Here is a 23,670-nt window from a genome sequence, read left to right as displayed (position 1 = left end):
AGAAAAAGCCGCGTTCCGGTCCGGAACGCGGCAGTCTGATTGGAGAACGGAGATGTGCGCCTAGTCGAACAGATTGCAGCGGATCGGTTCGCGCCCGGAGGCTTTCTGGAAATAGGCATCGGGTTCCGGCATGTGCAGGCCGGCGATTTCCATGACCAGCTTCATGCGGATGGCATCTGCGAAGCCTTCCTGGCTGCGGACAGGGATCGCGAAGGAGCCCGGGCCGCCGATCACGCAATCCTCGTAGTAATGATCGAGGTTCAGCATGGCCTGCCAGGTGTTCTTGTTCGATTTCATCATCAGCGGCAGGCCGTTGATGGTCACGCCTGCGGCAATCATGCGATCGCGCATGGCGGTGACGGATCCGCCCTGGTTGTTCGGGCCGTCGCCGGAAATGTCGATCACCTGGCGCAGGCCCTGATACTGGTTGTTCTGGACCAGGAAGACGGACTTTTCGAGTGCCGAGGCGATGGAGGTGCGCTGCACCTGGCGGAGCGGCGCTTCTGCAATCTTGGAAGCGAAATGGGCGGCTGAGCCCGCATCCTGGATCACCATCCACTCGGCGACGATGAAGTGCTCGTCCACTCCGCCCCATTCCATATAGGTAACGGCGACACGGCCGATCGGGCCGACTTGAATGGCATCGAGGAATTCCTGGGAGGTGAGGGCGGCCACATAACCAGCGCGCTGCACTTCCTGTTCTTCCGTATCCATTGACTGGGAGATGTCGACAGCCAGGACAAGCTCAACGTCAACTTCGTTGGCAGGGTCGTAGCTGAATTGCGACGATGCCAGCAACGCTCGGTAATCCCGGGCTGCGGCAGGGGCGGCGGTCAAGGTGGCCGCGCAGATGAGAGACAGTAAACCCGCAACTGTCAGTGCACAGTGTTTTTTTGTTATGTCGAGACGCATGGTCGTTCTCCTTATTTCAGCCTTCCGGCTGTGGTGCCACGTCTCCCCTGTTTATTTTGTTATTGGATTCCTTATCTTTTCGTTTCTCGTGATTCCTAACAAGGCATTGGCTGAATGCCTTGCATGTGCTTGGAAATTTACTTAGCAAGCTACATGCCAAACGTAACGGAATAATCTTTGCCGACAAAGTGAATGTGCACGGAGTGCGTATAATATCCACAGATGGTGTCTATGTTCCGGAAATGCTAGGCAAATTCTTCTCCATGCGGGTCTGGGTAGCGGCTTACGTAAACGTAAGATCGTGATTTGTAAGACGAATCCTTCGGAAAATTTCGCATGAAATTTTTCGTGAAGCCTGGCCGGAAATAGCCTGGCAGGCAGGCATTCGGCCCTGTTGCACAAAAAGGCATGGCCAAAAACTGGGCAGCCGGTAGACGCCGGTCGGGCCAAATTTCGTCTGCGGGAACAGGGGCGAGCCGTCCGGAAAGGGCGCGTTCACGAAACTGCTTTTTCCGATGCTAGGAATAAATTGCCGAACAAATAGGCAATTTTTGCCGGTTTTGCATAAACCGGAATCGCCGCAAGGCAGAAATTGCCGACGATCAGAAGTGGTCACCGGTCCGGTTTGCTGCCCAGAAATGCATCATACCGCCAGAATATCAGCAGTTTTTTTAGTTGACGGCAGCCACGAGGCTGGTCATGATCTGAAGAAATTCTCACTAGGTGAATAATTTTTCGGAAGACGCTCTCGGGCGCTCCGGGAAGGAAAGCCCCGAAAGAGGGCGAGGCAGTGCCGGCTGCCGGCGGTTCTCCGCAGGTCCGGCCAGAGGGAAGGTTCCGACGCGATATGCATGCGCGCGACGATGACTGGGGATCCTACATGGCGATCCGTGCGGCATGGCTCTCCTTTGTTGGCGGCCGCACGCAGGGAGAAATTGCCTCCCAGCTCGGTGTGTCTCCTGCAAAGGTACACCGGCTTATTGCCCATGCCCAGCGCGAAGGCTTCGTCAAGTTCCAGGTCGACGGCCGTCCGATGGAGTGCCTGCAACTGGAAAAGGAACTGACCCAGCATTTCCAGCTGACCAACTGTATCATCGCGCCGGATCTCGGTGGCGGCGATGACGACAGTGCCTTGAGGGCGGTCGCGGTGTCGGCCTCCCAATTCCTGTCGGGTCTCCTGAGCGGTCAGAACGTCACCCGCCTCGGCGTCGGCATGGGCCGCACGCTGACGGCGGCGGTGGAGGCCCTGCCGAAGATCGCGCGTCCGGACCTTGAAATCATGTCGATCTGCGGCTCGCTGACCCGCACGCTCGCCGCCAACCCCTACGACATCGTGCAGAAGATGCAGGAACGCACCGGTGGCATCGGCTATTATCTGCCGGTCCCCTATTTCGCCGAGAATCAGGACGAAAAGGCGATGTTCCTGACCCAGCGCAGCGTGCAGGACCTGATGGAGCGCGCGCGCCAGTCGGAAGCCTTCCTCATCGGCATCGGCTCGGTGGAGAACGAGGGTCACCTCGTGCAGCGGGGCATGATTTCCAAGAAGGAACAGGAAGATTTGCTGTCGGGAGGCGCCGTCTGTGATTTGATGGGCCGCTTCCTGACGATCGAAGGCAAGCTGGCACCCGATCCGCTCGGCGATTGCGCCGTCGGACTGCATTTCGACGAAGTGCGCGGGCGCCGAGTGATTGCGCTGGTGGGCGGGGAGAGCAAGGTGGATGCCACGCTTGCGGCCCTGCGCACCGGTGTCATTACCGACCTTGTGAGCGACGAGACCCTTGCGAGGGCTCTGAGCGCACGGGCCGGATTGCAGCTGGCACAGTCCGCATAACGCGGCTGGGTCTCGAGGGGAAATGGGCCGGCCAAAAGGCAGGCCCCCGCATGTCGGAGGACATAAACGTGAAAAAGCTTCTTACCATCGGCACTGCGCTTGCCGGACTGGCCTTTTCTGTCGCGGGCGCACTGGCAGCTGAAATTCAGCCGGCAGTGCTTTACGACCTGGGCGGCCGTTTCGACAAGTCGTTCAACGAAGCCGCCTACAACGGCGCCCAGAAGTTCAAGGAAGACACGGGCGTCGAATACCGCGATTTCGAAATCCAGAACGACAGCCAGCGCGAACAGGCCCTGCGCAACTTCGCAAAGCGCGGCATGAACCCGATCGTCGCAATCGGCTTCTCCCAGGCCAACGCGGTCGAAAAGGTTGCCAAGGAATTCCCGGACACCCAGTTCGCCATCGTCGACATGGTCGTCGATCTGCCGAACGTGCGGTCCATCCTCTTCAAGGAGCATGAAGGCTCCTACGTCGTCGGCATGCTGGCCGCGATGTCCTCCGAAACCGGCAAGGTCGGCTTCGTCGGCGGCATGGACATTCCGCTCATCCGCAAGTTCGCCTGCGGCTACAAGCAGGGCGTCATGGCCACCAACCCGAACGCGGAAGTGTTCGAAAACATGACCGGCACCACCGGCGCTGCCTGGAACGACCCGGTCAAGGGTGGCGAGCTTGCCAAGTCCCAGTTCGACCGCGGCGCTGACGTCGTCTATCACGCAGCTGGCGGCACCGGCATCGGCGTCCTGCAGGCAGCTGCCGACGCCGGCAAGCTCGGCATCGGTGTCGACAGCAACCAGAACGGCCTGCATCCGGGTTCCGTCCTGACCTCCATGCTGAAGCGCGTCGACATCGCCGTCTACCAGGCGTTCGAAGATGCACAGAACGACAGCTGGTCCTCCGGCTTCGAAGTCCTCGGCCTCAAGGAAGGCGGCGTTGACTGGGCGCTCGACGACAACAATGCCGAACTCGTCAGCGACGAGATGAAAGCCAAGGTCGAAGAAGCGACCCAGAAGATCATCTCCGGCGAGATCGAAGTCCACGACTTCATGGCCGACCAGGCCTGCCCGATGTAAGGCAGTCGTACTGGGCCCCGCGCGCCAGCGCGGGGCCTGGCTTTAATTTAATGTTCTTGCGCCCAGCCAGTCTTGGGGGACCGGATGTTCCGTTTCACATCAGGGGTCGCTGCCGCGGCCTGCGCCGTCGTCATGACCGCGACGGCAAGCCTGGCCGAACCGGCCATCGTCTATTCCGTCGGTGGCAAGTTCGACGGCTCCTTCAACGAGAGCGCCTTTTCCGGCGTCAAGCGGTTCCAGGAGACGGCAGGCGAGCCGGTGCGCGAATTCGAACTTGAGCGCGATGCCCAGAGCCTGCAGGCTTTGCGCAATTTTGCTGCCAAGGGCAATTCGCCGGTCGTTGCCATCGGCTTCAACCAGGCCAATGCGCTCGCACAGGTGGCGCCGGACTTTCCGGAAACCGACTTTGCTATCGTCGACATGGTCGTCGATCAACCGAATGTGCGCTCCTATGTCTTCAAGGAACAGGAAGGCGCCTATATCGGCGGCGTGCTTGCCGCCATGGCCACCAGAAGCGGAACCATCGGTTTTGTCGGCGGCATGGACATTCCGATCATTCACCGTTTCCTGTGCGGCTATAAGCAGGGTGCTCAGTCCGTCAATCCGGACATCAAGGTGCTTTTCAACATGACCGGCGACACCCCGGCCGCTTTTGCCAATCCGGTGCGCGGCGGCGAGCTGGCGCGCGGCCAGATCAAGCAGGGTGCGGACGTGGTCATCCAGGCTGCAGGCGGCACCGGTCTTGGCGTGCTTCAGGCTGCCGCTGATGCCGGCGTTCTGGGCATGGGCACGGACAGCAACCAGAACGGCCTGCATCCCGGCAAGGTGCTGACCTCGATCCGCAAACGTGTCGACAATGCTGTCTTTGACAGTTTCCTGTCGGCCAAGGACGGCAGCTTCACGCCCGGCATCCAGGTTCTGGGCGTCGCCGACGGCGGCATGGACTGGGTGCTCGATGACAACAACAAGGATCTGATCACGCCGGACATGAAAGCCGCGGCGGACGCGGCGGTGGCCGGTATTTCGGACGGAACCATCAAGGTTCACGATGTCGTCACCGAAGGCGCGTGTCCTTTCTGAGGGGAAAGGCACGGCCGGAAGCGGCGAAGGGGCAACAACAATGACAAAGAAAAACAGTCACGCCTGGGGGACGGCATGAGCGATACGCCGGCAATCGAACTGCGCAGCATCAACAAGCGCTTCGGACCCGTACACGCCAACAAGGATATCGACCTTGTGGTGAAGAAGGGCTCCATCCACGGCATCATCGGCGAGAATGGCGCGGGCAAGTCCACGCTGATGTCCATTCTCTACGGCTTCTACCACGCCGACGACGGCGACATCCTGGTGAACGGCAAGAAAGTCACCATCTCCGATTCCAAGCACGCCATCGGCATGGGCATCGGCATGGTGCATCAGCACTTCATGCTGGTCGATAATTTCTCGGTCCTGGAAAACGTGGTGCTCGGCGCCGAGGACAGCGCACTGCTCGCCGGTGGCCTCAGCCGCGCCCGCGTGGAATTGAAGCGCCTGGAAGAGGAATACGAGCTGCGCGTCGATCCGGACGCCCTGATCCAGGACTTGCCCGTGGGCCTGCAGCAGCGCGTGGAAATCCTGAAGGCGCTCTATCGCAGCGCCGAGGTGCTGATCCTGGACGAACCGACCGGTGTCCTCACCCCGGCCGAGGCCGACCACCTCTTCAAGATCCTCGACGTGCTGAAGAACGAGGGCAAGACGGTTCTCCTGATCACCCACAAGCTGCGCGAGATCATGAAGGCGACGGACACCGTGTCCGTCATGCGCCGCGGCGAAATGGTGGCGACCCGCGAAACGGCCAAGACCTCCATGGAAGAGCTTGCCGAGCTGATGGTCGGTCGCAGCGTACTCCTTCGTGTTGACAAGAAGCCGGCGGAGCCCAAGGCGCCCGTCATGGAAGTCGAAAACCTGACGGTGACCGACAGCCGCGGCGTCAAGGTCGTCAAGGATGTCTCCTTCCAGGTCCGCGCCGGCGAGATCGTCGGCATTGCCGGCGTCTCCGGCAACGGCCAGTCGGAGCTCCTGGAAACCCTCTCCGGCATCCGCCGGGCAACCAGGGGCACGCTGAAGATCAACGGCGAGACTATTGATCTGGGCACCAGCACTCTGGACGCCGCCGACATGCGGGCCAAGAACATGGGCCACGTGCCGGAAGACCGGCACCGCATGGGGCTCATCAACAGCTTTGCCGAATATGAGAATTCCATTCTCGGCTATCACCGCGACCCGGCCTATTCGAAGGGCCTTCTGATGGACCTCGGCGCCATCAGGAAGAACGCGGTCGCCGAGATCGAGAAATACGACATCCGTCCGCCCAACCCGATGCTGAAGACCGCCAACTTCTCCGGCGGCAACCAGCAGAAGATCGTGCTCGCCCGCGAGATCGAGCGCGATCCGGAAGTGCTGCTGGTGGGCCAGCCGACCCGCGGTGTCGATATCGGTGCCATCGAATTCATCCACCGCCGCATCGTCGAGCTGCGCGACGCGGGCAAGGGCATCCTGCTTGTCTCGGTGGAACTCGACGAGATCCGGGCACTCTCTGACCGTGTACTCGTGATGTTCGACGGCAGGATCGTCGGCGAACGCGGTGCCGATGCGGAGGAAGGCGAACTCGGCCTCTTGATGGCCGGCGTGGAAGACAACAAGAACGCCGTTGAAGGAGTCGCCCTATGAGTGCCGGTCAGCTCCCCCGCTGGGTCGATTACGGCCTGATCCCGTTCCTGAACCTGGCAGCAGCCTTTCTGGTTTCGGGCCTGGTCGTGGTCCTGATCGGCGAGAACCCGCTCGATGCCGTGCAGATCCTGCTCTGGGGCTCGCTCGGTTATGCCGAGGGCTTCGGTTTCACGCTGTTCTACGCCACCAACTTCATCTTCACGGGGCTTGCCGTTGCGGTGGCCTTCCATGCGGGGCTCTTCAATATTGGCGGCGAGGGGCAGGCCTATGTCGGCGGCCTCGGTGTTGCCATCGCCTGTCTGGCGCTGGACCAGTACGTGCCCTGGTACATAACGCTGCCTTTCGCGATCATCGGCTCGGCACTGGCCGGGGCGGCTTGGGCGTTCATCCCGGCGTGGCTGCAGGCCAAGCGCGGCAGCCATGTCGTCATCACCACCATCATGTTCAATTACATCTCCTTCTCGCTGATGGTGTATCTGCTCAACAATGCGCTGAAGAAGCCGGGCTCGATGCAGCCGGAAACGCGCACCTTCGAAGATGGCGGCCGCATTCCCTTTCTGAACGACCTCTTTCCCTCGCTCGGCTTCGGCTATGCACCGGTCAACCTGTCCCTGATGGTGGCGCTCGCTGCCTGTATTCTCGTCTGGCTGCTGATCTGGCGCACCAAGCTCGGCTACGAGATCCGCTCCTTCGGCGCCAATGCGACCGCGGCCATCTATGCCGGTATTTCTCCGGTGCGCATCATCATCGTCACCATGCTCATTTCCGGCGGTCTCGCCGGCATGATGGCAATCAACGAGATCATGGGATCGCAGCACCGCCTGCTGATCGACTTCGTCACGGGCTACGGCTTCGTCGGCATCGCGGTCGCCCTCATGGGCCGCGCCCATCCGGTCGGCATCATCCTGGCCTCGATCCTCTTCGGCATGCTCTACCAGGGCGGCGCCGAGCTCTCGTTCGAAATGCCGAACATCACCCGCGACATGATCATCGTCATCCAGGGTCTGGTGATCCTCTTTGCCGGTGCGCTTGAGCACATGTTCCGGCCCGCCATCGTCCGATTGTTCACGCCCTCCAGGGCCCTGACCACGAAGGAGGCATGATCATGTTCGAGACCATCATCCTGATCCTGGACTCCACCTTGCGCGTGTCCACCCCGCTGCTGCTGGCCTGCCTTGCCGGTCTTTATTCCGAACGCTCCGGCGTCGTCGATATCGGCCTGGAAGGCAAGATGCTGGGCGCCGCCTTCGGCGCCGGTGCGGTGGCTTACCTCACCGCCAATGCCTGGCTGGGCCTGCTTGCCGGTATCGGCGTTTCCGTCGCTCTCGGCTTGCTGCACGGCTTTGCCTCGATCACCAACCGCGGCAACCAGATCGTCTCGGGCGTTGCCATCAACTTTCTGGCGGCGGGCCTGACGGCGCTTCTGGGGCAGACCTGGTTCCGGGAAGGCGGCCGCACGCCGGCACTGCCCGAAGGTGGCCGGTTTTCGGAAATCGTCTGGCCCTTCGCGGACCAGCTGCGCAGCGTGCCTTTCCTTGGCCCCATCTATTCGGAGCTTCTCTCCGGTCACAAGATCCTGGTCTATGTCGCGTTTCTTGCCGTTCCGCTGACCTGGTGGGTGCTCTTCCGCAGCCGCTTCGGCCTCAGGCTGCGGGCCGTCGGCGAAAACCCGGCCGCGGTCGATACGGCAGGTATCTCCGTCACCTGGCTGCGCTACCGCGCCGTTATCGCCTGCGGGGTGCTTTGCGGCATTGCCGGGTCCTATCTCTCCATTGCCGCGGGATCGGGCTTCGGTGTCAACATGACCGCAGGCCAGGGCTTCATGGCGCTCGCTGCGCTCATTTTCGCCAAGTGGAAACCGCTCAACGCCATGTTCGCCTGCCTGCTTTTCGGCTTCCTCGATGCCGCCGGCACGCGACTGCAGGGTGTTTCCTTCCCCGTTATCGGTGAAGTGCCGCTGCAGGTCTTCCAGGCGATGCCCTATGTGCTGACCGTGATCCTGCTCGCCGGCTTCATCGGCAAGGCGATCCCGCCCAAGGCCTCCGGCATTCCCTATCTCAAGGAGCGCTCATGAGCGATCTGGACGCCCTGTTTCAAGCCGCCAAGGCGGTCCGCGAAAAGGCCTACGCCCCCTATTCCAACTTTCTGGTCGGGGCGGCCTTCCGCACGCCGGATGGCACCGTCTTTACCGGCTGCAATGTCGAGAACGCCTCCTATCCGGTGAGCGTTTGTGCCGAAGGCGGGGCGGTCAGCGCCATGATCGCCGCCGGCTACCGCGAAATCGCAGAGGCGGTGGTCATCGGCGATGCGTCGCTGTGTACGCCCTGCGGCATCTGCCGCCAGCGGCTGAAGGAATTCGGCACGGACGATCTTGTCGTCCATGTCGCGGATCTCAACGGCATCCGGCGCAGCTTCACCATGGATGAGCTGCTGCCGGCTGCCTTCGAACTGGAATACAGAACAAAATAAGAGGACTGACCCACATGAGTGGTTTCGGCCGTGAATGCGCGGATATCGTCCGCGCTGCCCGTGAGGGCTCGTACAAGATTGGCATGATCCTCGGCTCCGGCCTCGGCGCACTCGCCGAGGAGGTTGAGGATGCCGTGCGCATTCCCTATTCCCACCTGACCGAGTTTCCGGTCTCCACCGTGACCTCCCATTCCAGCGAGCTGGTGGCCGGCACGCTGGCCGGTGTGCCGGTGGTGATCCTCTCGGGCCGGGCGCACTATTATGAAGGCGGCGATCCGACCGTCATGCGCACCCCTGTGGAAACGCTGAAGGAGCTCGGCTGCGAAATCCTGCTGGCGACCAATGCCGCAGGCTCCCTGCGCGAGGAAGTGGCGCCGGGCTCGCCGATGCTGATTTCCGATCACATCAACTGGTCCGGCAAGAACCCCTTGATCGGCGAGGAAGACGAGCGCCGCTTTCTCGACATGAGCGCGGCCTATGATCCGGACCTGCGCGCAGCCATGAAGAAGGTCGCAGCTGAAACCGGCGATCCGGTTGCCGAAGGCGTCTATATGTGGTTCTCCGGCCCGTCTTTCGAAACGCCGGCGGAAATCCGCATGGCAAAACTCCTGGGCGCGGATGCGGTCGGCATGTCGACGGTTCCGGAGGTCATCATGGCACGGTTCCTCGGAATGCGCGTCGCGGCCATGTCGATCATAACCAACTACGGCGCGGGCATGCAGGCTCATGGCCTGTCTCACGACGAAACCAAGTCCGTCGCCCTTCTGGGCATAGAGCGCATGAAGGAGCTGGTGCGGGCCTTTGTGAAGGAGATCGGCGAATGAGCGACATGATCGAAATTGCCATACGTGCCCTTGGACTGGTCGACCTGACCAATCTCAACGACGATTGCACGGCTGCGGACATCACCAAGCTGACCGGCCGCACCGTTACCTCCCACGGTTCCGTTGCCGCGGTCTGTGTCTGGCCGCGTTTCGTTGCCCAGGCGGCGCAGGAACTGAAGGGCACGGGCGTCAAGGTGGCGACCGTGGTCAATTTCCCGTCCGGCGGTGAGGACACCGGGGCCGTTGTCGCCGAGACGATGCAGGCACTGGCGGACGGAGCCGACGAGATCGACCTGGTGATGCCCTACCGGGCCTTCTGTGAAGGCCGCAAGGGCTTCGCCGAGGAACAGATCATCCGCGTCAAGGCAGCGATCCCGGAACCGGCGATCCTGAAGGTCATCCTGGAAACCGGCGAGATCAAGGACCCGCTCCTGATCCATGCCGCCTCCAATCTCGCAATCGCTGCCGGGGCGGATTTCATCAAGACCTCGACCGGCAAGGTTCCCGTCAACGCGACCCTGCAGGCTGCCGAAATCATGCTGACCGCCATCGAGGAAGCCCGGCGGGACAATGCCGAGCGTGTCATCGGCTTCAAGCCGGCCGGCGGCATCAAGACTGCTGAGGACGCGGCTGCCTACCTGGCGCTTGCCGACAAGATCCTGGGCCAGAACTGGGTCTCGGCGCACACGTTCCGCTTCGGCGCCAGCGGTCTGCTCGATGCCCTGATCTCCGTGATCGAAGGCCAGGAAATCGTCGACCATTCGCATCACGGTTATTGAGACGGCTTCAAGAAGGACAAAAAATGCTGCCGCAAGAACTCATCCGGAAGAAACGCGACGGCGGAACGCTGGACGCGGCGGAGATCCAATTCTTCGTCAAGGGGCTCGCCGACGGTTCTGTCACCGAAGGCCAGGTTTCCGCGCTCGCCATGGCGATCTTCTTCAAGGGCCTGACCGTTGACGAACGTGTCGCGCTGACGCTCGCCATGCGCGACAGCGGCGACGTGATGGACTGGTCCGGCATCGACGCACCGATCCTCGACAAGCACTCCACCGGCGGTGTCGGCGACAACGTCTCGCTCATGCTGGCCCCGGCGCTCGCGGCCTGCGGCGCTGCCGTGCCGATGATCTCCGGCCGCGGCCTCGGCCATACCGGCGGCACGCTGGACAAGTTCGACAGCATCCCGGGCTACAAGACCCAGCCGGACAATGCCCTCTTCAAGAAGGTGGTCAAGGAGATCGGCTGCGCCATCATCGGCCAGACCGGCAACCTCGCCCCGGCCGACAAGCGCTTCTATGCCATCCGCGACGTGACGGGGACCGTGGAAAGCATAGACCTCATCACCGCCTCGATCCTGTCGAAGAAACTGGCGGCCGGCCTTCAGGGCCTGGTGCTGGATGTCAAATGGGGCACAGGTGCTTTCATGGCCTCGCTGGACGAAGCCAGGGCCCTGGCCGAGAGCCTGGTGCTGGTCGCCAACGGTGCCGGCCTCAAGACGACGGCTCTCCTGACCGACATGAACGAGCCGCTGGCCTCGGCCGCCGGCAATGCTGTCGAGATGCAAAACGCCGTCGATTTCCTCAAAGGCACTGCCATCGACAACCGACTGTGGGATGTGACTGTGGCCCAGGGGGGCGAACTTCTGGCATCTGGCGGCATCGCGGCCACCGCTGAAGCCGGTTGCGAGATGATGCGGGAGGCCTTCCAGAGCGGCAAGGCGGCGGAGAAATTCGCCCAGATGGTCCACGCCCTCGGCGGTCCGGCCGACTTCATGGAAAAGGCGGAAGTCTATCTGGCGAAAGCGCCGGTGGAAGCGCCGGTTTATGCGGAGCGGGACGGTGTCGTCACCGGCATCGATGCCCGTGCAGTCGGTGTCGCCGTCGTCGCCCTCGGTGGTGGCCGCCGTGCTGCGGCCGACGTTATCGATCCCTCCGTCGGTCTCACCAGTCTGGCCGGTGTCGGCAACACGGTGGATGCGGACGCGCCGCTGGCGATCGTCCACGCGAAGTCCGAAGCCGATGCCGAGGAAGCGGCAATCGCCGTCCGCAAGGCCTACACCATCGGCGCGGCGGCGGATGTCATCGACCGGCCGAGCGTCGTCGAGCGTATTGCTCCCTGACAGAAAGACGCGCCGGGCGAATGGTTGCCCGGCGCCCTCCGGCCGCCTGGGCCGGCAATGATAATCTGAGGAGATGCCCATGCCTCGTGCAATCCTGTGCGTTCTGGACAGTTTCGGCATTGGCGGCGCCGCGGATGCGGCCGAGTTCGGCGATGCCGGGTCTGACACCCTGGGCCATATCGCGGCCCGCTGCGCCGCAGGCGAAGGCGACAGGGACGGCCTGCGGTCCGGCCCCTTGGCCGTTCCCAACATGGACCGTCTTGGCCTTGGGGCTGCCGGGCGCCTGTCCACCGGAAAACCTGTGCCGGGGCTTGAGTTTTCCGGTGAACCGGAAGGGCTCTGGGGCTATGCGGCGGAAGTCTCCAATGGCAAGGACACCCCGTCCGGCCACTGGGAGATTGCCGGTGTGCCGGTGCGCTTCGACTGGGGTTATTTCCCGGAAAAGATCCCCACCTTCCCGGAAGACCTGATTGCGAAAATCTCCAGGAAGGCTGGCCTAACCGGTATCCTCGCCAACAAGCACGCATCCGGTACGGAAATCATCGCCGAGCTCGGCGAGGAGCATGTGAAGACCGGCAAGCCGATCTTCTATACATCTGCTGACTCGGTGATCCAGATCGCCGCGCATGAAGAGCATTACGGCCTGGAAAAGCTTTACGAGCTTTGCGAAATCGCGCGCGAATTTGCCGACCCTTACAATATCGGCCGCGTCATTGCCCGGCCCTTTACCGGCGAGAGCGCGGAGACGTTCGAGCGCACCGCCAACCGGCGCGACTATTCCGTGCTGCCACCGGAGCCGACCCTGCTCGACCGCCTGACGGCAGCAGGCCGCACCGTCTACGGCATCGGCAAGATATCCGACATCTTTGCCCATCAGGGTGTGTCGAAGGTCCTGAAAGGCGCCGGCAACGACCAGCTCTTCGACAAGACGCTGGAGGCGATGGACCAGGCACAGGATGGCGACATGATCTTCGCCAACTTCATCGACTTCGATTCCCTTTACGGCCACCGCCGTGATGTGCCCGGCTATGCCGCGGCGCTGGAGCATTTTGACCGGCGCCTGCCGGAGATGGTCGGCCGCATGAAGGAAGGCGATCTCCTGATCCTCACCGCCGATCACGGCTGCGATCCGACCTGGCGCGGCACCGACCATACCCGCGAGCACGTGCCGATGATCGCGACAGGCCCCGGCATTGCCGGCAGGAGCGTCGGCGGCCTCAAGACATACGCCGATATCGGCGAAAGCATCGCCGATCATCTCGGCATCGAAGAGGGTCCGAACGGCACCAGCTTTCTTTGACAGGCAGCCGATATCGACAAAGCAGTGAATCGGGCACAATAGTCGCTGGCGCGTTCGTTCATCGGGGCGGACGGTGCCGGTATCAGGAAATTACGGGGACCCGCGGGACATGAGCGAGGCCATCACGGTTCCGAAGGCGGAACTGCATTGCCATATCGAGGGGGCGGCGCCGCCGACCCTGGTCAAGCGTCTGGCCGAAAAGCGCGGCGAGGACGTCTCGAGCGTGCTCGACGGCAACGGCAAATATGTCTGGTCCGACTTCACCACGTTCCTGAAGGCCTATGACGTCGCCAGTTCCGTTTTCCGGACCCCGGCCGACTATGCGCTCCTCGCCGAGACCTATTTCCGCATGCTGGCGGCGGAAGGGGCCATCTATGGCGAGATTTTCATCTCGCCGGACCACGCCCAGGCGGCGGGTCTCTCCTACCGTTCCTATGTCGAGGGCCTGGCTGCAGGCATCGAACGCGCCAAGACGGATACGGCCATCGAAGGCCGCATGATCGCCATCGGCGTGCGCCATTTCGGCTCCGCATCCGTCGAACGCGTCATCAAGGAAGTCATCGGCAATCCGCATCCGATGGTCACCGGCTTCGGCCTTGCCGGCGACGAACGCTCCGGCCATCCGGCGAACTTCTCCAAGGCCTTCCGTATGGCGGCCGAGGCCGGTCTTGGGACAACGGCCCATGCGGGCGAATTCGGCGGCCCGGACAGCGTCGTAGCCGCGCTGGAATTCCTGCGCGTCAAGCGGCTCGGCCACGGCGTGCGCGCCATCGAGGACAAGGACCTGATCAGGCGGCTGGTGGACGAGGAGATCGTGCTGGAAGTCTGTCCGGGCTCGAACATCGCCCTCGGCGTCTACACGCACTTGCGGTTCCACCCGGTCAACATGCTGCGCAAGGAAGGCGTAAAGATCACGCTGAACTCCGACGATCCGCCCTTCTTCGGCACCACGCTCGGCAAGGAATATGCGTCCGTGGCGGAAACCTTCCGCTGGACCTTCGAGGACCAGATGGACGTCACCCGCACGGCGATCGAGGCCGCCTTCTGCGACGAGCCGACCCGGAAGAGATTGCTTGTCCGGCTGGACAGCGCGAAGCAGACACCGGTGGGTGGCGCATAGGCTTTCGCCCACCATCATCCTCCACAGGAACCGCGGCGCCGTGAAACGTTCCGAAACGCGGATACAGGTGCCGCAGGGGTGGCAATTGCTCTTACCACTTTAAGATCGATCAGCGTTTGAACGCTCAATCGATTCCGGTTGAGCGTCCACGGATCTAGCTTGCATTGAAGGCGGGCTTTCGGTTTTCGCTGTCGCTCAACTTGCCGCGCCAGGCATTTTTGACCGGGGCGTCGATGAACCTGTGACAGACGGCTGCCAGGGTGATCGAAATCCCCGCAATGCAGACGAAGGCGACGGGCGCGGGCAACATGTCCCGGAGGAAAAACGCGAAGCCGTAATGCCAAAGGTAGATCGAATAGGAGATGGTTCCGATATAGACCAGAACTCTGTTGGAAAAAATGCTCTTCGAAACGTTCTCATGATCGGACGTCAACGCCGATATCAGCGAGAACGTGAACATTTCAGCCAGCAAAGGGAAGATCACAAGGAAGGGAAGGAAGTCCCACGAGGGAAACACAATTACGAACAGTGTTCCGTATAGGCCGATCTTGGATACGGTTTCTATTGATTTCTGCGACGGTTTCCATGGGCAGACAGCTAGTGCACTTCCGAGAATGAGCCCGCTCAGGCGCGTGTCGAACCTGTAATAGGTCAAGGTCCAGTCGTGATAGAGAACGACGTCCAGCGCGCGCCACAGCGTTGCAGCCACAAACAGGCAAAGCAGCAGCTTGAAGAGATCGCTGTCACTCAGCCGTCTGGAAAACAGAAGCAGCACAGGCGCAATCAGATAGAAGTGCTGCTCGACCGCGAGAGACCATGTGTGTTTCAGATATTCCGGAATTCCCCAAATGGCATGGCCATAGTCGGAAATATACAAAACACTGAAGATCACGTCTTTCGTCAGATCGAGCTCTGGTGCGAGTACGAGGAATAGAAGATACGTAAATGCCATCACAATAACGAGTGGAGGCATGAGGCGCGTTAGCCGGTTTACATAGAACCTCTTGAAATCCAGCGTTCCGGTTGCAATCAGCTCCTTGCGGATGATGGATGTGATTAGGTATCCGCTTAAGACAATAAAGATGTCGACTCCAATCCAGCCGCCCGCGGTAACGTTAAACCTTGCGTGAAAGGAAACTACGCTGAGCGCGGCGAGCGCCCGGAGGCCGTCCAATGCGGGATTATACTTCACGGAAGCTCGCCAGAAAATTGATTACGCTTCAATTTTCTCGATGGGAGTTAAGATTCTGTTGCCTTCGGTATCCTCAGGTGCCTTGCGCATTCCTTCCGGCGAAGTCTTGTGCCGGTAACGTCCGGTGCGCTTTGCCGGCACGGCCCCCGATCATCCGCACTGCGGATGATCTTCAGATTCAAATTTGCGTGTTTGCCTCCGGCAAACAACGCGGGGTTCACGTCCGGCGGACTCCTTCTTTGTCGGGCCGCTCACCCATAGCCCCGCTATGGGCTTCACGACCCTCCGCGCAGTCCTCTCGCCGGACGACAAACAGATTGCTTCAAGCTAATCGTGAAACGCTCTAGATATCCCCGCCCGTCTCGTCGACTTCCGTGCGCGGATCGAGGCTGACAGTCTCCGGCGTGGTGATCTGCGCCGTCGCCACGGCCATGACGAAGCCGGACTTTGCTTCCGGCGCGACCGCGGCACGCACCCGCATGCGCCAGAGGGCGAAGAGCATCATGGAGAGATGCGCGGCAGCCGTTACCTGGAAGAGCGCGCCCGGATAGGTGTAGGTCATCAGCACGGACGCCAGCAGCGGTCCGAGCATGGTGCCGGCACCGAAGATGAGCAAAAGGCCGCCGCTGATCCTGAGGAAATCTCCCGGTTCCGCGTGGTCGCTCGCATGGGCGACGATGACCGGATACATGGAATAGACCACGCCGCCGAAACCGGCGATGAGCAGGATGGTGAGTGTCGGATCGACACCACCGAAGAACGAAAGGCTCGACCCGAAGGCCATGGCGGTCAGCGCAAGACCGACGAGCACAAGACGCCGGTCGAGGCGGTCGGACAGCATGCCGACAGGGATCTGCACCGCCGCGCCGGTCAGGAGTGCAAGGCTCATCATGATGGCGATGTCCGGCACGTCCAGTCCGATCCTTCGGCCATAGACTGCGCCAAGCGTGCCGAAGGTGCCGTTGGATATGCCGACCATGAAGACGGCGACGACGGCGATCGGCGAGTTGTTCCAGAGTTTCTTCGGATTGAGCTTTGCCTGGGTGAGCGGCTGCGGCGAGGCTGCCGTCGACAGCGCCGTCGGCAGCAGCGACAGCGAATAGATGATCGAGCCAACCACGAAGAAGACGTAGCCGCTCGGGTCGCCAAGCGTCAGCAGCATCTGCCCGGCCGTGGTCGCGCCAAGGTTGATCATGGTGTAGATGCCGAAGATCCTGCCCCGGTTCTCGCTGGTCGAACGCTCGTTGAGCCAGCTTTCCACGATCATCGCGGCACCGGAAAAGCAGAACCCGGTGATCGCCCTCAAGACGATCCAGACGACGGCGTCCTGGAACAGGAGGTTGAGCAGCACGGTGATGCCCGCCAGGGAAGCGAGGGCGCCGAAGGTGCGGACATGCCCCACCCGCTTCACTATGACGGGAACCGCCAGGCAGCCGCTGACATAACCGGCCGCCCAGCCCGTGCCCAGCAGGCCGAGCGATGCGTCGGAAAAACCGTTCGCGAGACCGGCCAGCGGCAGCAGCAGGCCGTGCAGGCCGCCGGCGAGCAGAAGAAGGCCGGAGCCTATGAGAAGAGCGGCGATTGAGACGACGGCTGACATGAAACTTCCAGGCGGACGGTTGAAAGATCTGGTTGGCTATGTGCGGATGATGAACAATGACGAACCGATTTGACAAGGTTATGGTGGACGGATAGGCGGGGACAGTTTGTTTTCACCCAATCCTTTCAGTCCCGACACCACGGATCCGGCAGCTTTTCATGAGCGACACCTCCTCCTCGTTGACCCTGTTCCAGCCGCAACATGTCCGGGAAACCTCGGAGCGGCTGCTGGCGCTGGCAATAGCCGGAAAACTTGCCCATGTGGCCGTGGTTCCGGAAAAACTGGAAACGGCGCTGGCAACCGTCCTGGAAACCGCCCGGGAAAACTATCCGGATTTTCAGATCCCGCCCTACGGTTTCTGGCGCGATGTGGAGACCGGCGGCATCGACCGCTGGGGCGCACTCGCCAATGCGCGCGGTTTCGAAACCGCCGAGGAAATGCTGGAGGCGGCGGCTGACCTGGCAATCCTCGGGGTCTTCATGACGACGCGCCATCCGGACGGCTGGGTGTTCGAAGACCGGATGACCGGCAGCGAGGTGACCGGGCGACAGGCTTCGGTGCTTGCCGCCTTTCACATGTTCGCCTCCGGATCCTTTTCAGCGGAAATGACGGACCCCTACCGGGTCGACGCGGAAACTCTTGTCCAGTTTGACGGCAAGGAACTTGCTGAAGGGCTGCAATGGCACGGCGAGGGCGATGCCGCGCTTGTCGCAGCCATGCAGCGGCACCTGAAGCGCTTCGGCGAAGCGCTGGCCCTCAGGCCGGATCTCTTTTCCGACGGCGATGTCACCCGCCCGGGTTTGCTGGCCGTGCGCATGGCGCGGGAGAGCGACGGGAAAGTCGACGCGGTCAAGCTGCTCGATCACCTTCTGGAGACCTTCGCACCCGTCTGGGACGGCGGAGCCGCCGAAGGCGATCTGAGCTACGGCGACAGCTTCACCCATTCCGGTCTGCCGGATGGGGAGGGCGCCGAAATCGTGCCGTTCCATTTGGCGGCCCAGGACATGGTCTACGCTCTTCTGGAGCCGTTCGCTTGGGCCGGGTTTGAGGTCGCCGGCCTGGAAGCCCTTTTACCTCCCGCCGACGTCGTCCACGCGGCGCTGTTCCAGGAATGCGGTGCCTTGACAATCCTTGACGCCGGCGCGGCTCTTGCCGAGCCTGAAGCACGAGACAGAATGATCGAGATCCGGGCTGCGGCATCGGCCCTGACCGGCCGTCTGGCCGACCGGCTGCGGGCTGAGTTGAAGGTCCCGGCAGAGCAATTGCCGCTGACCTGCATTCTGGAAGCGGGCACGGTCCGGGCGGGGGCCCTGGTCCTGAGCCGCCAGGGTGAAAAGGCGAAAAAACTCGGGCAATTCGTCAACCCGGGGTCTGTTTTTTGGTTGCCGTTCGGGGCATAGGTCCAGAACATCGGAAATTTGAAAACGAGCCCGGAACGACGGGCCATTGAAAGAGAGGCAGACATGTCCGGAGCCACCGTCATCAGCCATCCGCTGGTTCAGCACAAACTCAGCATCATGCGCGACAAGGGAACGTCCACCCAGGGCTTCCGGCGGCTCCTGCGGGAAATCTCCACGCTGCTGTGCTACGAGGTCACCCGCGACCTGCCGCTCGTCTACCAGACCATCGAGACACCGCTCGCCGAAATGCAGGCGCCGACGCTTGCCGGCAAGAAGCTGGTCTTCGCCTCCGTGCTGCGTGCCGGCAACGGCCTTCTTGAAGGCATGCTCGACCTGGTGCCCTCCGCGCGTGTCGCCCATATCGGCCTTTATCGCGATCCGACGACGCTGCAGCCGGTCGAATACTACTTCAAGGCGCCGGAAGACCTGAACGAGCGCCTGGTGATCGTCGTCGATCCGATGCTGGCGACCGCCAACTCGGCGATAGCCGCCGTGCAGAAGCTGAAGGAACGCGGTGCCAACAACATCCGTTTCCTCTGCCTGCTGGCAGCTCCCGAAGGTGTCGCCAACTTCAACGGAAACCACCCGGACGTGCCGGTCTTTACGGCTTCCATCGACGAGAAACTGAACGAGAAGGGCTATATCGTTCCCGGCCTCGGCGACGCCGGCGACCGCATGTACGGCACCAAGTAATCTCAACAAACTGCAGCCCGCTGAAGCCTCTGGAGTCCTCGGCGAACACTCAAACCTCATCCTGAGGAGGACCGATAGGTCCGTCTCGAAGGATGGGCCGCACACTCGTGAACAAGCGGCCGATCCTTCGAGACAGCGCTGACGCGCTTCCTCAGGATGAGGTCCTTGGGTGTTGCAGGGCGAAAAGAAAATCCCGATTGGCGACTTTTTGACGAATTCGCTCTACCCTTTTCAGCAAGTTGGGGGAGGGTGGCATGATCACGGTTTTTGGGTCAATCAATCTGGATCTTGTGGTCGCGGTGCCACGCTTGCCGACAGCCGGCGAAACGGTCAGCGGCCGCGATCACCAGACGTTTCCCGGCGGCAAAGGTGCCAATCAGGCGCTGGCCGCCAAAAGGGCCGGGGCCGATGTAAAGCTGGTCGGGGCTGTCGGACAGGACGGCTTTGCGGAACTGGCGCTGCAGAACCTGCACGACGCCGGTGTTGATCTGTCGGGCGTACGCAAGGTTGGCGGCTCCACGGGACTTGCCTTTATCGGCATCGACCCGGCCGGCGAGAACCAGATCATCGTTGCGAGCGGCACCAATGCCCGGGTCGAGGCTGGCTGGCTGGCAGGTGGTCTGGGGGCAGGCGACACGCTGATGCTCCAGGGCGAGGTTCCCTATGCCACGGGAACCGAAGCCGCCATTCTGGCTCGGCAGGCCGACGGCTTCGTATTCTGGAATCCCGCGCCTGTCCCCGAAGGTGATCTGCGCACGTGTTTCGAGGTGGCGTCAACTGTGGTGGTCAATGTCAGCGAAGCCGCCGCCATCGGCGCCCGTCTCGGAATTGCCGGCGATCCGGAATCCTTTGCGGACCGGCTGGCAACCTCCTTTCGCTCGATTGTCGTCACGCTCGGCGCTGACGGCGTCCTCGCCCGTTCGGACAAGACCCGGTTCCGCTTTCCGTCCCCCCGCATTGATGCCGTCGACACCACCGGTGCCGGGGATGCCTTCTGCGGAGCGCTGGCGGCGGCGCTCGACAGGTCCGTTTCGTTCGAGCGGGCGGTCAAGGAGGGCGTGGCCGCGGGCGCCCTGGCCTGCACGGTCACCGGCGCCCAGTCCAGCGCGCCACATCGTGAGGAAATCAGCCGCCTGGCGGATCAAATTGCTTGAAGCTTCGGATTTTCCGGCCGGTTTTACAGCCCGCTAAGAAAACTGTGCTATCCGGGATCTCCACCTTCTTCACGGATCAGGCATGTCTCGGTTCATCGTCGTCTTAGTTGCCCTGATGATTGTCGGCCCTCTCGTTCCCTTGATCGTCGAGCGCGGACGGGGACTTTCCGACGGCGGTGCGGAGCTGGAGGTTGCGCGCAGCGAAACCGATGCGGAGACGGGCAAACGAACCTATCGGGTCGCCCGCAACCGGCAGGGACATTTCGTTGCCGATGCCTATCTCAACGGCCGGTCCGTCGACATGCTGGTCGATACCGGCGCCACGGTAACGGCGCTGCCGGAATCCCTCGCCGAGGACATCGGTATCTTTTTGAAACCTGCAGACTACAAATATCCCATCCAGACCGCCAACGGCACGGTCTATGGGGCAAGGGCCGACATCGATGATCTTCGTCTCGGTTCAATCCGGCTGCGCAATGTGGACGCGCTTGTGCTGAAGGACCAGAGTCTCTCCGAACCACTGCTCGGCATGTCCGCGCTGAACCAGCTGCAACGGTTTGACATCAGCGGCAGCACGCTAGTACTGGTGCAGTGACCCGGTAATCCTGCAGGGCCGTACCCGCAGCCCATTTTCATCTCAATGCGTTGAGAGGCATTTATGTTTCCCAAACCCCTCCCGAGTTTGACGCCGAACACCTTTGAATACGAATCCCTGCCCATGGTGAAGCCGACGGGTTTTCGGGAATACGACGCTCGCTGGCTGTTCGAGGCCGAAATCAACCTGATGGGGATGCAGGCGCTTGGGCTCGGCATAGGCACGCTCATGCGTGAGCGCGGCGTGCGGCCGGACATCGTTGTCGGTCACGATTTCCGCAGCTATTCCTCGACCATCAAGATGGCGGTCGTCAACGGCCTGATGGCCGCGGGCATCAATGTGCACGATATCGGCCTCGCCCTGTCGCCGATGGCCTATTTTGCCCAGTTCGCCCTTGATGTGCCGGCGGTCGCGATGATCACCGCGTCTCACAACGACAATGGCTGGACCGGCGTGAAAATGGGCATCGACCGGCCGCTGACCTTTGGCCCGGACGAAATGAGCCGGTTGAAGGAGATCGTTCTGGAGGCAGCTTTCAGCATGAAGGGGGGCGGCAGCTACCGTTTTGTCGAGGGCTTTCCGGAAATCTATTTCAAGGATTTGACGGACCGGCCGAAGTTGAAGCGGCCGATCAAGGTGGTTGCCGCCTGCGGTAATGGCACGGCGGGAGCCTTCGCCCCGCGTATCCTGGAGGCCCTCGGCGCCGAGGTAATCCCGCTCGACGCGGAACTCGACCACACCTTCCCGCGCTACAATCCCAACCCGGAAGACATGAAGATGCTTCATGCGCTGCGGGACAAGGTTCTGGAAACCGGCGCGGAGGTCGGCCTCGGGTTCGATGGCGACGGCGACCGCTGCGGTGTCGTCGACAACGAAGGCGAGGAGATCTTCGCCGACAAGGTCGGCGTCATGCTGGCGCGCGACATTTCCGCCCTGCATCCGGGCTGCCAGTTTGTCGTCGACGTCAAATCGACCGGGCTCTACCACACCGATCCGGTGCTTGCGGCCAACGGCGCGAAGACCGACTATTTCAAGACCGGTCACTCCTATATCAAGCGCCGTGTCCGCGATCTCGATGCCATCGTCGGCTTCGAGAAGTCCGGCCACTATTTCTTCAACCGGCCCATCGGGCGCGGCTATGACGATGGTCTCGTCTCGGCGATCGCGATCCTCGACATGCTCGACCGCAATCCGGACAAGAGCATGGCGGACCTGCGCCGCGCATTGCCCAAGACCTGGGGCTCGCCGACCATGTCGCCCAAATGCGCCGACGAGACCAAATACGATGTCGTCGACCGGGTCGTGGCGAGGTTCCAGGACATGAAGGCCAAGGGCGAGACGGTTGCCGGCCAGGCGATCACCGATCTCATTACCGTCAACGGCGTGCGCGTCGTCAGCGAGGACGGCACCTGGGGTCTTGTCCGCGCTTCTTCCAACAAGCCGGAACTGGTCGTCGTCGTGGAAAGCCCGGTCTCCGAGGAGCGCCTGCACGCCATGTTCAAGGCCGTTGACGGTGTCCTGCGCGAGAACGGCGAAGTCGGTGCCTACAATCAGACGATCTGAATACTTGACGCTGTTCTGAAAAGCGGCGGATAGTTCCGCCGCTTCTGCTCCCCTCTTCCGCCCGCCCGGGCCTTTCTGCGGAGACATTCATGATCCAGGAATTTGGCACACTTCCCGATGGAACTGCCATTCAGGAAATCGTGCTGAAAAAAGGCGTCCTGGAAACCTCGATCCTGACCCTCGGCGCGATCATCCGCGACCTGAAGGTGGACGGGGAAAGTGTCGTGCTCGGCTTCGACGACCTTCAGAGCTACCTCGATCATTCGCCCGCCTTCGGCATCATCGCCGGGCGGTGCGCCAACCGCATTGCCGGCGGACACCTGGCGATCGACGGCAAAGAGTACCACCTCGATATCAATGAACGCGGCCGCCATCACCTTCACGGTGGTACGGGCGGCTTCGGCCACCGGGTCTGGCAGGTCGAACAGCAAGACAAGGCAAGCGTGCTACTGAAACTGGTCTCCGAGGATGGCGACATGGGCTATCCGGGCCGGGTGGAAGTGCTGGCGCGCTATACGCTGACGGGCACCGGGGGGCTGCGCCTCAAGATGACGGCGACCACGGACAAGACCACACCGGTCAATCTGACCCAGCATGCCTATTTCAACCTCGACGGCAGCGACACCATTCTAGACCACACGCTGGAAATCGCGGCCGAGAGTTACCTGCCGGTCGATGACGACCTGATCCCGACAGGCGAGATCCGCAAGGTCGCCTGGACGCCCTATGACTTCCGCGACGGCCGCAAGCTGCGCCGCAAGGCCGGGGAAGAGGCCGTGGTCTACGACCACAATTTCTGCCTGGCCGACGCGCCGCGTGAGACGGTTGAATTTGCCGCCGCGCTGGAGGATGGTGCAGGTGAGCGGCGCATGGAAGTGTGGACCAGCGAGCCGGGCCTGCAGCTCTTCGATGCACCCATGATGGCGGTTCCGGTGCCCGGTCTCGGCGGCAAGCGCTACGGTTCCCATGGCGGTCTCTGCCTGGAAGCACAGCGTTGGCCCGACAGTGTTCATCACGACGGGTTCACGCGGGTTTTGTTACAGCCCTCAGAGACTTATAGTCACGTTACGGAATTCCGTTTTTCCTGATTTCAGGTACATTGGTCTTGTCGTGTAAGGC

21 protein-coding genes are annotated in these 23,670 nt (G+C 61.9%); 18 read left to right on the top strand and 3 right to left on the bottom strand.

Annotated features, from left to right (window positions below; all coding sequences use genetic code 11):
- Positions 1-60: 60 nt before the first annotated feature.
- Positions 61-912, bottom strand: a complete 852-nt coding sequence (locus ACX3M4_RS14705; RefSeq protein ID WP_459359300.1) for a DUF1194 domain-containing protein — start codon at positions 910-912, stop codon at positions 61-63.
- An 847-nt stretch (positions 913-1,759) separates the two neighbouring features.
- Here ACX3M4_RS14705 and ACX3M4_RS14700 point away from each other — a divergent pair.
- The 12 genes from ACX3M4_RS14700 to ACX3M4_RS14645 all read left to right on the top strand — a co-directional run bounded on the left by ACX3M4_RS14700 (position 1,760) and on the right by ACX3M4_RS14645 (position 14,354).
- The gene (locus ACX3M4_RS14700; RefSeq protein WP_459359299.1) at positions 1,760-2,743 is read left to right on the top strand and encodes a sugar-binding transcriptional regulator; all 984 of its coding nucleotides are present in this window, start codon (positions 1,760-1,762) and stop codon (positions 2,741-2,743) included.
- Between the two features lie 68 nt (positions 2,744-2,811).
- A complete protein-coding gene (locus tag ACX3M4_RS14695) occupies positions 2,812-3,813 on the top strand; it encodes a BMP family lipoprotein (RefSeq protein WP_459359298.1) in 1,002 nt (333 codons plus the stop codon).
- Positions 3,814-3,897: 84 nt separating this feature from the next.
- Positions 3,898-4,893 (top strand): BMP family lipoprotein, encoded by a 996-nt coding sequence (locus ACX3M4_RS14690; RefSeq protein ID WP_459359297.1) that lies wholly within the window; start codon positions 3,898-3,900, stop codon positions 4,891-4,893.
- A 75-nt stretch (positions 4,894-4,968) separates the two neighbouring features.
- Entirely contained in the window at positions 4,969-6,522 is a 1,554-nt protein-coding gene (locus ACX3M4_RS14685; RefSeq protein ID WP_459359296.1) for an ABC transporter ATP-binding protein, read from the top strand.
- On the top strand, positions 6,519-7,625 hold the full coding sequence (locus tag ACX3M4_RS14680; RefSeq protein ID WP_459359295.1) for an ABC transporter permease: 1,107 nt from the start codon (positions 6,519-6,521) through the stop codon (positions 7,623-7,625). The genes ACX3M4_RS14685 and ACX3M4_RS14680 overlap by 4 nt, the downstream gene beginning before the upstream one ends.
- 2 nt (positions 7,626-7,627) lie before the next feature.
- Positions 7,628-8,596: an ABC transporter permease gene (locus tag ACX3M4_RS14675; RefSeq protein WP_459359294.1), complete on the top strand. Its 969-nt coding sequence runs from the start codon at positions 7,628-7,630 to the stop codon at positions 8,594-8,596.
- On the top strand, positions 8,593-8,991 hold the full coding sequence (locus ACX3M4_RS14670; protein WP_459359293.1) for a cytidine deaminase: 399 nt from the start codon (positions 8,593-8,595) through the stop codon (positions 8,989-8,991). Before ACX3M4_RS14675 ends, ACX3M4_RS14670 begins: the two co-directional genes overlap by 4 nt.
- A 14-nt stretch (positions 8,992-9,005) precedes the next feature.
- Positions 9,006-9,815, top strand: a complete 810-nt coding sequence (locus ACX3M4_RS14665; protein WP_459359292.1) for a purine-nucleoside phosphorylase — start codon at positions 9,006-9,008, stop codon at positions 9,813-9,815.
- On the top strand, positions 9,812-10,594 hold the full coding sequence (gene deoC / locus ACX3M4_RS14660) for a deoxyribose-phosphate aldolase (RefSeq protein WP_459359291.1): 783 nt from the start codon (positions 9,812-9,814) through the stop codon (positions 10,592-10,594). Before ACX3M4_RS14665 ends, deoC begins: the two co-directional genes overlap by 4 nt.
- Before the next feature lie 23 nt (positions 10,595-10,617).
- Positions 10,618-11,934 (top strand): thymidine phosphorylase, encoded by a 1,317-nt coding sequence (gene deoA / locus ACX3M4_RS14655; protein ID WP_459359290.1) that lies wholly within the window; start codon positions 10,618-10,620, stop codon positions 11,932-11,934.
- Positions 11,935-12,013: 79 nt separating this feature from the next.
- Positions 12,014-13,234, top strand: a complete 1,221-nt coding sequence (locus tag ACX3M4_RS14650) for a phosphopentomutase (protein WP_459359289.1) — start codon at positions 12,014-12,016, stop codon at positions 13,232-13,234.
- A 109-nt stretch (positions 13,235-13,343) separates the two neighbouring features.
- Positions 13,344-14,354, top strand: coding sequence for an adenosine deaminase (locus ACX3M4_RS14645; RefSeq protein ID WP_459359288.1), 1,011 nt, complete (start codon positions 13,344-13,346; stop codon positions 14,352-14,354).
- A 154-nt stretch (positions 14,355-14,508) separates the two neighbouring features.
- On the opposite strand, the gene ACX3M4_RS14640 is transcribed toward ACX3M4_RS14645, so the two are convergent.
- Together ACX3M4_RS14640 and ACX3M4_RS14635 are read right to left on the bottom strand one after the other, a co-directional pair.
- A complete protein-coding gene (locus ACX3M4_RS14640; protein ID WP_459359287.1) occupies positions 14,509-15,546 on the bottom strand; it encodes an acyltransferase family protein in 1,038 nt (345 codons plus the stop codon).
- Positions 15,547-15,889: 343 nt separating this feature from the next.
- The gene (locus ACX3M4_RS14635; RefSeq protein ID WP_459359286.1) at positions 15,890-17,146 is read right to left on the bottom strand and encodes an MFS transporter; all 1,257 of its coding nucleotides are present in this window, start codon (positions 17,144-17,146) and stop codon (positions 15,890-15,892) included.
- A 158-nt stretch (positions 17,147-17,304) separates the two neighbouring features.
- Between ACX3M4_RS14635 and ACX3M4_RS14630 the strand changes: the two genes are divergently transcribed.
- The 6 genes from ACX3M4_RS14630 (at position 17,305) to ACX3M4_RS14605 (ending at position 23,639) form a co-directional block, all read left to right on the top strand.
- Complete coding sequence (locus ACX3M4_RS14630) at positions 17,305-18,546, top strand: DUF1688 family protein (RefSeq protein ID WP_459359285.1); 1,242 nt, start codon at positions 17,305-17,307, stop codon at positions 18,544-18,546.
- Between the two features lie 63 nt (positions 18,547-18,609).
- Complete coding sequence (upp, locus tag ACX3M4_RS14625; protein ID WP_459359284.1) at positions 18,610-19,239, top strand: uracil phosphoribosyltransferase; 630 nt, start codon at positions 18,610-18,612, stop codon at positions 19,237-19,239.
- A gap of 254 nt (positions 19,240-19,493) precedes the next feature.
- Entirely contained in the window at positions 19,494-20,393 is a 900-nt protein-coding gene (locus ACX3M4_RS14620; protein ID WP_459359283.1) for a ribokinase, read from the top strand.
- An 82-nt stretch (positions 20,394-20,475) separates the two neighbouring features.
- On the top strand, positions 20,476-20,988 hold the full coding sequence (locus tag ACX3M4_RS14615; protein WP_459359282.1) for a retropepsin-like aspartic protease family protein: 513 nt from the start codon (positions 20,476-20,478) through the stop codon (positions 20,986-20,988).
- Positions 20,989-21,051: 63 nt separating this feature from the next.
- Positions 21,052-22,551 (top strand): phosphomannomutase/phosphoglucomutase, encoded by a 1,500-nt coding sequence (locus ACX3M4_RS14610; RefSeq protein WP_459359281.1) that lies wholly within the window; start codon positions 21,052-21,054, stop codon positions 22,549-22,551.
- Positions 22,552-22,640: 89 nt separating this feature from the next.
- Positions 22,641-23,639 carry an aldose epimerase family protein gene (locus ACX3M4_RS14605; RefSeq protein WP_459359280.1) on the top strand — a complete coding sequence of 333 codons (999 nt, stop codon included), beginning with the start codon at positions 22,641-22,643 and terminating at the stop codon, positions 23,637-23,639.
- The last annotated feature ends 31 nt before the right edge of the window (positions 23,640-23,670 follow it).

The organism is Roseibium sp. M-1 (genome assembly GCF_054515675.1).
Note: the sequence above shows the minus strand (reverse complement) of the source record. Positions and strands in the feature narration are given on the sequence as shown.

Bases quoted from the DNA above. Each gene is read 5' to 3' on its own strand.
- ACX3M4_RS14705 (WP_459359300.1), bottom strand. From the start codon at position 912: ATGCGTCTCGACATAACAAAAAAACACTGTGCACTGACAGTTGCGGGT.
- ACX3M4_RS14700 (WP_459359299.1), top strand. From the start codon at position 1,760: ATGCATGCGCGCGACGATGACTGGGGATCCTACATGGCGATCCGTGCG.
- ACX3M4_RS14690 (WP_459359297.1), top strand. From the start codon at position 3,898: ATGTTCCGTTTCACATCAGGGGTCGCTGCCGCGGCCTGCGCCGTCGTC.
- ACX3M4_RS14685 (WP_459359296.1), top strand. From the start codon at position 4,969: ATGAGCGATACGCCGGCAATCGAACTGCGCAGCATCAACAAGCGCTTC.
- ACX3M4_RS14680 (WP_459359295.1), top strand. From the start codon at position 6,519: ATGAGTGCCGGTCAGCTCCCCCGCTGGGTCGATTACGGCCTGATCCCG.
- ACX3M4_RS14675 (WP_459359294.1), top strand. From the start codon at position 7,628: ATGTTCGAGACCATCATCCTGATCCTGGACTCCACCTTGCGCGTGTCC.
- ACX3M4_RS14670 (WP_459359293.1), top strand. From the start codon at position 8,593: ATGAGCGATCTGGACGCCCTGTTTCAAGCCGCCAAGGCGGTCCGCGAA.
- ACX3M4_RS14665 (WP_459359292.1), top strand. From the start codon at position 9,006: ATGAGTGGTTTCGGCCGTGAATGCGCGGATATCGTCCGCGCTGCCCGT.
- deoC (WP_459359291.1), top strand. From the start codon at position 9,812: ATGAGCGACATGATCGAAATTGCCATACGTGCCCTTGGACTGGTCGAC.
- deoA (WP_459359290.1), top strand. From the start codon at position 10,618: ATGCTGCCGCAAGAACTCATCCGGAAGAAACGCGACGGCGGAACGCTG.
- ACX3M4_RS14650 (WP_459359289.1), top strand. From the start codon at position 12,014: ATGCCTCGTGCAATCCTGTGCGTTCTGGACAGTTTCGGCATTGGCGGC.
- ACX3M4_RS14645 (WP_459359288.1), top strand. From the start codon at position 13,344: ATGAGCGAGGCCATCACGGTTCCGAAGGCGGAACTGCATTGCCATATC.
- ACX3M4_RS14635 (WP_459359286.1), bottom strand. From the start codon at position 17,146: ATGTCAGCCGTCGTCTCAATCGCCGCTCTTCTCATAGGCTCCGGCCTT.
- ACX3M4_RS14630 (WP_459359285.1), top strand. From the start codon at position 17,305: ATGAGCGACACCTCCTCCTCGTTGACCCTGTTCCAGCCGCAACATGTC.
- upp (WP_459359284.1), top strand. From the start codon at position 18,610: ATGTCCGGAGCCACCGTCATCAGCCATCCGCTGGTTCAGCACAAACTC.
- ACX3M4_RS14620 (WP_459359283.1), top strand. From the start codon at position 19,494: ATGATCACGGTTTTTGGGTCAATCAATCTGGATCTTGTGGTCGCGGTG.
- ACX3M4_RS14615 (WP_459359282.1), top strand. From the start codon at position 20,476: ATGTCTCGGTTCATCGTCGTCTTAGTTGCCCTGATGATTGTCGGCCCT.
- ACX3M4_RS14610 (WP_459359281.1), top strand. From the start codon at position 21,052: ATGTTTCCCAAACCCCTCCCGAGTTTGACGCCGAACACCTTTGAATAC.
- ACX3M4_RS14605 (WP_459359280.1), top strand. From the start codon at position 22,641: ATGATCCAGGAATTTGGCACACTTCCCGATGGAACTGCCATTCAGGAA.